Raw genomic sequence first — 5,204 nt, forward strand, 5'->3', positions numbered from 1 at the left:
GGGCGGCGAGCAGGTGACAGACGGTTTTGGCTTCGCGAGCGTGCCCGGGGCGCGGGTGGGTGCGCCGGCTGAGGGATACGCGTACGTCGTGCCGGACGGTGGCTCGGATGAGCGGCCCGAGCAGGGCGCGCCGGGGCCGCGGCCGCAACAGGGTGGCGAACCGGGTCGGGAATTCGGGTTCCCGCTCGGGCGTGGTGGTCTGCCGGCGGCTGGGAGCGGGTTCGGTCCGGCGCGGCCGGCGTCCTCGGTGCCGACCGGGGGGCGGCCGCGGGCCGCGGTCCAGCCGGTTTCCGGCTACGGCCCGGGCGGTCCCGGCGGCAGCGCTGGGCCGGGCGGCTTCGGGCCGACCGGACCCGGCGGCGGCTTCAGCCCGGCCGGACCCGGCACCAGCCCCGAAACGACCGAACCTGGCGGCTTCGGGCCGACCAGCCCCAGTGGCTTCGGGCCGACCAGCCCCGGCGGCGGCTTCGGCCTGGTGGAGCAGGCGGTTTCCGCGCCCGGCTTCGGTGGCGGTGGGGTGGAACCCGTACCCGGTCGGCCCGCCGACGCGTTGTCGGGACAAGCCGGGGCCGACGAGGCGCTGGTGGGTGGCACGGCCGAGGTGCCGGCGGTGCCCGCGCCACGGCCGCCGCACGGCCCGGGTGAAGGACGGATGCGCAACGACGACGGGGGGATCACGTGAGGGGTCAGCTGCCGCTGCGGAAGTTTCCGGAGATGCGGGTCTCGACGCCGCGGGTGCACGTGCGCCAATTGTCCGAGGACGACGCCAAGCCGGTCGCCGAGATCTTCGCCGACAAGCAGGTCCAGCGCTGGCTGCCGTTTCCGCGCGACTTCGGGCAGATCGACGGCACCGCCTGGTGCACCGAGATGGCCCAGGAGCGGCGGGACAGCGGCGCCGGGGACCATTACGGCATCATCCGTCGCGAGGACGAGCGGCTCGTCGGCTGCCTGTGGACCAAGCGCACCGACTGGGGCTCCAAGGTAACCGAGATCTCGTACGCGGTCGCCGCCGAAGCCCGCGGTTTCGGTGTCGCGCCGGAGGCGGTTGACGCGCTGGCCATCGCGCTGATCCTCGAGCACGGCTTCCAGCGGATCGAGCTGCGGGTGGCGCCGGGAAACACGGCGTCGCGCCGCGTGGCGGAGAAGGCCGGCTTCACCTACGAGGGCCTGCTGCGCAACGCCGGCTACGTCCACAGTGGCCGCGTCGACCTCGAGGTCTGGTCGTTCGTCGCCGCCGACCTGAAGTGACCGCCGCCGCGCGAGGTCCGCGTGCGGCCGCTCGGCGTGAACGGCCATCGAGCTCAGCCCGTGAGCGGCCCCCGGGCGTGAGGGGCCGGCGCACTCGATCCGTGAGCGGCCCCCGGCGTGATTGTCGGCGCGAGGTCCGTATACGCCGCCCGGCGTTACGGCCACCGAAGGCAGCGGTGAGCGGCCCCCTGGCGTGACGGGCCGGCGCGGTCAGTCCGTGAGCGGCCGCCCGGCGTGGATGGCGAGCACTGTGTCGATCGTGTCGGCCTCCTCGGCGGTCTTGTCGTCGCGATAGCGCAGCACCCGCGCGAACCGTAGCGCCACCCCGCCCGGGTAGCGCGGGCTCGTCTGCACCCCGTCGAAGGCGATCTCGACGACCTGCTCGGGCCGGACGTGGACGACCCAGTCGCCCTTGTCGACGGCGAGCTCCTGGAACCGCTCGGTCTGCCAGCGCAGCAGCTCGTCGGTCAAACCCTTGAAGGTCTTGCCGAGCATGACGAACCCGCCGGTACGCGGATCGCGCGCGCCGAGGTGCAGGTTGGACAGCCAGCCGGTGCGCCGGCCGCTCCCCCACTCGACCGCGAGGACGACCAGGTCGAGCGTGTGCCGGGGCTTGACCTTGACCCAGGCGGAACCACGCCGACCGGCGTCATACGCCGCCCCGCCCGCCTTCACCACCACGCCCTCGTGGCCGGCGTCGAGGGCCTTGGCGTAGAAGTCGTGCGCCCGCTCTGGCCCGTCGACCATCGTGCGCGGCACCCGCAGCGCCTCGGGCAACGCCGTCTCGAGCGCCGCCCACCGCTCCACCCCGGGCGCGTCGAGCAGGTCGGCGCCGTCGATGTGCAGCACGTCGAAGAAATATGGTGTCAACCTCACCCCGTCGACGGCCGGCGTGGCCGGTGCACCGCGCCGCGCGCCTCGGGTGGCCGCCCGGCTCGCCGTCTCCTGGAACGGCCGGGGGCGACCCTCGGCGTCGAGCCCGATGGCCTCACCGTCGAGCACGATGTCGCGCGCCGGTAGGGAGCGCACGGCGGCGACCACCTCCGGCAACCGCGGCGTGATCTCGTCGAGGCTGCGGGTGAACACGCCGACGTCGTCGCCGCTGCGGTGCACCTGGATGCGGATGCCGTCGAGCTTCACGTCGACCGCGGCCGGCACCCCCGTGGCGTCGAGCGCCTCGTCGACGCTGGGCGCGCTGGAGGCGAGCATCGGCGCCAGCGGCCGGCCCACCTGCAGCGCGAACTCGGCCAGCGCGCCGACCCCACCGGCCAGCGCGGCCACCGCCACGGTCTTGAGGTCGCCCACGAGCAGCAGCGCCCGGCGCACGGCCGGCCCGGGCACGTCGGCGGCGCGGGCGATCGCGTCGGCAAGCAGCCCGGCCTGCGCACCCTGGCGTAGCTCGCCGCTGAACAAACCACGCAACATCCGCTGCTCGTCGACGGTCGCCGCGGCGAACAGCGCGCCGAGCAGTGCCTTGCGTCGCGCCTGCGAGCCGCTCCCGCTGACGGCGGCGATCTCCGCGATGGCGCCGTCGACGGCCCCGACGGTCAAGGTCGGCTGCTCGGCCGGCGGCGGTAGGTCGCGCAGCCCCGCATAGCCGACCCCGGTCTGCCGCTGGCGTAGCTCACCGGCGAGGTAGGCCGACCCCGCCTCGACCTCATCCGGATCGAGCCCGCGGAGCGCGGCCGACAGCAGATCGACCTTGGCCAGCCGCTTCGTTGTCGCGGCCACCGCAGCCGACGTCGCGGCAAGATCTGCGAAGAGCATTTCCACATGGTGGCATCTGGGTACGACAGAACGGTGCTCAAGCGCGAGCGCCACCGTCGACCCGGAGCACCGTGCCGGTCACCCAGGAGGCACGGTCGCTGAGCAGCCACGCGGCGACCTCGGCGATCTCGTCGGGCTCGGCGGCCCGGCCGAGGGGTGTACGCGCCTTGAGCCGGTCGGTGAGACCGGGCGAATAGGCCTCCCACGCACGGATCATCTCCGTCGTCGTGTTGCCGGGCGCGATCGCGTTGACCCGGATCCCCTCCGGCCCGAACGTGATCGCGGCCGACTCGGTGAGGCTGTTGACGGCGCGCTTCATCGCTCCGTACACCGGAAGCTCGGGGTTGCCCATCAGGCTGCCGATCGACGAGTTGTTGACGATGGCGCCGGTGCCGGCCGTCGCCCGGATCGCGGTCACCTGGGCGACCATGGCGAGCCAGACGCCGCGGAGGTTGACCGCGTACAGGCGGTCGAAGTCAGCTTCGGACACCTGGTCCAGCGGACCGGGCGGTACGAACGTCGCGCCGTTGTTGAAAGCGACATCCAGCCGCCCAAACCGGTCGACGACGCGGTCCACGGCCGCCCGCACGCCGGCGGAGTCCGCCAGGTCGCAGATGACGTAGTCGGCGGTCCCGCCCGCCGCGCGGATCTCGGCGGTCACCGCCGCGAGCTGGCTCTCGGTCCGGGCGGCGAGCATCACGCGGGCGCCCTCGCGAGCGAACAGCCGCGCCGCCGCGGCGCCGATCCCCGCCCGGCGCCGGTGACGAAGGCGACCTTCCCGTCCAGCAGTCCCAGTCTCTCGTTCATGGCACCGAGCGTCCGGCGGCGCGCATCGCCCAGCCAGGCACGGGTTGTACCTGGCTGTGCCGCCTCCGGCGCGCGCACACTGGGCCTGTGGACAAGCGCGAACTGGCGGCTTTCCTGCGCAGCAGGCGTGAGCGGATCACGCCCGCCGAGGTCGGGCTGCCCGCCGGCCTGCGCCGCCGCACCCCGGGGCTGCGCCGCGAGGAGGCGGCGCAGCTGGCGTTCATCTCGACGGAGTACTACACCCGCCTCGAGCAGGCACGCGCCCCGCGCCCGTCCCGCGAGGTGCTGGCCGGCCTCGCCCGGGCCCTGCGCCTGTCGGACGCCGAACGCGACCACCTCCATCACCTGGCCGGTGCCCCGCCGATCCCGCCGGGACCGTCGCGGGAGGTCCGGCGGAGCATCCTGGACCTGCTCGAACGGTTGCCGGCGTCCGCCGCTTTCGTGACCTCGGCGACCTACGACGTGCTCGCGTGGAACGACCTGGCCGCCGCCCTCATGGAGGACTTCTCCGCCCAGCCACCCCGGAACCGCAACCTGCTCCGCCGCGCGTTCCTCGGCCCGCACCCGGCCGGCCGCCGCCTCTACGGGGTCTCCGACGCGGACGCTTTCGCCCGCTCCGGGGCACACAACCTGCGCGCCGCCGCGGCCCGCTACCCCGACGATCCCGAACTGAAGGCGCTGGTGGCCGAACTGCTCGCGGGCAGCGCCGAGTTCGGGCAGCTGTGGCGCTCCCACGACGTGTGCGACGACCACACGTTGCGGAAGACGTTCCAGCATCCGCAAGTGGGGCCGGTGACCGTCAACTGCGACGTACTCGAGATCTCCGGTCAGGACCAGCGGATGGTGATCTACACAGCCGACCCGGGTTCGTCCTCCGAGGAGGCGTTGCGACTGCTGTCGGTGATCGGCACGCAGCAGATGGACGCCGCCCACTGAGCCGCCATCGCCGTGTCCTGTTCCGTTGTGGAGCGAATCTTGGCGAGCGAAGGCGCTCGGCAGCATCGCGGAACTCTCGCTCGTGGCCCCCGAAGATGATGCGTTCCTGCACTGCGGAGCGCCCGACAAGGCGTTGGTCCAGGCTGAGCACGACGACAGGAAGCTGGCGCGTCAGCCGGTGTAGACGCACTGACGGGACGTACTCGCCGCCAGACGTGGTCAGGTCCAGAGCGATGCCCTGCAGCACCGGCCCGCCCCGACGAAGCAACCGCCGCCGCTTCCACACGTCCAACCCGGGAAACAAGGCTGCCCAATCCGAGGTGACACGCCGCGAGTTCACTGCGGCGGGCTTCGTCATGGATTCACCTCTTTCCGCGTCGGCGGCGAGGTGACCGCCCGACAGCCGTGGAGCGGCGGCCGTCGGGCGGAAGTCGCCAGATCGGAAG

The 5,204-nt window shown here is 73.3% G+C and carries 4 protein-coding genes and 1 pseudogene; 3 read left to right on the plus strand and 2 right to left on the minus strand.

The window, feature by feature from the left end; translation table 11 throughout:
- Both AB0H87_RS37570 and AB0H87_RS37575 read left to right on the plus strand, forming a co-directional pair.
- Positions 1 to 682: pseudogene (locus AB0H87_RS37570) on the plus strand (hypothetical protein); the annotation flags it as partial.
- A complete protein-coding gene (locus tag AB0H87_RS37575; RefSeq protein ID WP_360157172.1) occupies positions 679 to 1,248 on the plus strand; it encodes a GNAT family protein in 570 nt (189 codons plus the stop codon). The pseudogene AB0H87_RS37570 and the gene AB0H87_RS37575, both read left to right, overlap by 4 nt.
- Positions 1,249 to 1,458: 210 nt before the next feature.
- Here the strand turns inward: AB0H87_RS37575 and AB0H87_RS37580 are convergent, their stop codons facing one another.
- Complete coding sequence (locus AB0H87_RS37580; protein WP_360157175.1) at positions 1,459 to 3,015, minus strand: ATP-dependent DNA ligase; 1,557 nt, start codon at positions 3,013 to 3,015, stop codon at positions 1,459 to 1,461.
- A gap of 37 nt (positions 3,016 to 3,052) precedes the next feature.
- Positions 3,053 to 3,712 (minus strand): SDR family oxidoreductase, encoded by a 660-nt coding sequence (locus tag AB0H87_RS37585; protein WP_360157181.1) that lies wholly within the window; start codon positions 3,710 to 3,712, stop codon positions 3,053 to 3,055.
- A 197-nt stretch (positions 3,713 to 3,909) separates the two neighbouring features.
- Here AB0H87_RS37585 and AB0H87_RS37590 point away from each other — a divergent pair, with 197 nt between their 5' ends.
- On the plus strand, positions 3,910 to 4,758 hold the full coding sequence (locus tag AB0H87_RS37590) for a helix-turn-helix transcriptional regulator (protein ID WP_360157178.1): 849 nt from the start codon (positions 3,910 to 3,912) through the stop codon (positions 4,756 to 4,758).
- The last annotated feature ends 446 nt before the right edge of the window (positions 4,759 to 5,204 follow it).

Origin of the sequence: Asanoa sp. NPDC050611 (assembly GCF_040654855.1) — a bacterium.
GTDB lineage: Bacteria > Actinomycetota > Actinomycetes > Mycobacteriales > Micromonosporaceae > Asanoa.

Coding starts and splice junctions, on each gene's coding strand:
- AB0H87_RS37580 (WP_360157175.1), bottom strand. CDS start 3,015: ATGCTCTTCGCAGATCTTGCCGCGACGTCGGCTGCGGTGGCCGCGACA.
- AB0H87_RS37585 (WP_360157181.1), bottom strand. CDS start 3,712: ATGCTCGCCGCCCGGACCGAGAGCCAGCTCGCGGCGGTGACCGCCGAG.